Source organism: Leisingera daeponensis, from assembly GCF_019801465.1.
GTDB classification, from domain to species: Bacteria; Pseudomonadota; Alphaproteobacteria; order Rhodobacterales; family Rhodobacteraceae; genus Leisingera; species Leisingera daeponensis_A.
In genome coordinates, this window is record NZ_JAHVJA010000039.1 from 1 (window position 1) to 2,129 (window position 2,129).

A 2,129-nucleotide genomic window follows, 5' to 3' on the forward strand; every position below is an offset into this window, starting at 1 on the left:
TTGCCCGAAGAGAACCGCCGCGGGGTGGCGCCGCGCCGCGGAGCGGCGGCGGCACCGCCTGTGGTGGTCGAATTGGCCTCGCTCCGCATGCCCGGTTCAAGCGATCTGCTGCTGGCCGGTGCCGGTCTGAAGATCAGCATGGGCGAAATCACCGTGCTGTCGGGGCCCAATCTCTCCGGCAAGACGCTCCTGGCGGAAACCATCGCCGGCCTGCATGAGCTGAGCGCGGGGCGCATCCTGTTCAACGGTGCGGACCTGCGCCAGATACCGGTGGATGATTTGCGCCGGGCGATTGCCTTTGCGCCGCAGGCCCCGGCGTTTTTCTATGGCACCATCTGGCAGAACTTCGAGCTGGCAGTGCCGGGCGCGGATCCGGCTCGGGTGCTGGATGTCCTGGAGGAAGCCGGTGTGCGGGAAGAGGCCGAGGCATTGCCTGACGGCATCGATACCCGGCTGACCTTTGAGGCCGGCAGCAAGCTGCCCTATGAGCTGAAGCAGGGGCTGTCCGTTGCCCGGGCACTGATGCAGCCGGGACCGCTGCGCATATTCGACCAGCCCGCCGAGGGGCTCGACAGCCGCCACGCCAGGCGGATCCGGGCCGCGATCGCCCGGCGCCGCGCGGCCAGCGCCACGCTGTTGATATCCAACCATCCGGATGATCTGGCGCTGGGGGATCATTTTGCGGCGCTGCACCGCGGCCGTGTGGTTCTGAGCGGCAGCGGCCGCAAGGGGCGGGAGAAGATCGCTGCCTATCTTCAGGATACTGCCGGGCAGAAATAGCAAAGGAAACGCATCATGCAGAACGACACGGTCTCGGTTTGGATGCCGAGCCTGGACGACGGTCAGAAACGGGGGCTGAACGCTGTGCACCGGCCGGTGCTCAGCTCGTCCCGGCAGACCGCCCGGGTGCTGATAGGCGCATTGGCTGCCGGCCTGATCTGGGCAGCCTATGCCGACCTGCCGGAGCTCACCTATGCCAAGGGGACGATCGTGCCCACCACGTATCCGCGGCCGGTTGAGCATCTGGACGGCGGAATTCTGGCGGAGATCCTGGTGCAGGAGGGCCAGCAGGTCGCAGAGGGGGCTCCGCTGGCGCGGCTGTCCGGGGATTTGGTCAATGCGGAATTCCAGCGGCTGAAAGTGCGCGAAGCCGCTCTGGAGCGGAACACAGCGCGGCTGAAGACAGTTGTCGATGTGACCTACGGGATCCTTCCGGCTGAAACCGCCCGGGCGGAGCTGGAGCCCGGCCACCGCCTGCTGGCACAGCTGAATGCGTTCGACGCGACCCGCAGCCGGATCCGCCTGCGGATCACTGAGCTCGAAAGGTCGCTGGAGATCAAACGGGAGCTGCACCGGAATGCTGTACGGCAGGAAGAGGCTTTTGCGGTCGAAAACGCAGCGGCTCTGGCTCTGAACCGGAAGGGGCTGCTGAGCCGGACTGAATTGAGCCGGTTCGACGCCCGGGCCCTGGAAATCGAGGGTAGCCGCCTGCGGGCGCTGTCAGCCCTCGCCGATGCCGAACGCGGCCTGATGGAAGCCCGCCGCGAGGAAGAGGAGTTTGTTGCCAGTTCCAGAGACCGGCTGCTGTCCGGGCTTGAGGCCGAGCAGGAGGATCTGGCACTGATCAAACGGGCACTTGCGGACAATGCCGCGCAGCGTGACCGCCTCACAGTCGCGGCCCCGGTGCAGGGCGTGGTGCAGCAGCTTTACATCAAGGGGCCGGGCGAAGTGGTCGGGCCAGGCGAGCTGATCGCAGAGGTGCTGCCGACTCAGGACCGGCTGATCGCCGAAGTTCAGATCCGCCCGGAGGATATCGGCCACGTCAGCCCCGGCGACCCGGTGGAGCTGAAGTCGACCACTTTCGACGCCAAAAAATACGGGGTGCAGATCGGCGAGGTGATCGATGTGTCACCCAACTCGCAGCTGAACGACCGTGGAGAAGCCTTCTTCAGCGCGCGGATTTCTCTGGCCGAAGGCAGCAGAGGGCAGCAATCCCTGAAAGGCCGCCTGACTGCGGGAATGGAAGTTGATGCTTCCATACGCACGGATGTCCGGTCCGTGCTGGACTATATCGTGTCGCCCATTGCTGACCCGATCCAGCGCGCGTTCCATGAGCGCTGAAGGTTGGC

At 65.7% G+C, this 2,129-nt stretch carries 2 protein-coding genes; both read left to right on the forward strand.

Annotated elements, in window-relative coordinates; genetic code table 11:
• The coding region (locus tag KUV26_RS23445) for an ATP-binding cassette domain-containing protein (RefSeq protein WP_222510270.1) at window positions 1-780 on the forward strand (780 nt) is incomplete at its 5' end.
• 15 nt (window positions 781-795) lie between these two features.
• Window positions 796-2,121: an HlyD family type I secretion periplasmic adaptor subunit gene (locus KUV26_RS23450; protein ID WP_222510271.1), complete on the forward strand. Its 1,326-nt coding sequence runs from the start codon at window positions 796-798 to the stop codon at window positions 2,119-2,121.
• The last annotated feature ends 8 nt before the right edge of the window (window positions 2,122-2,129 follow it).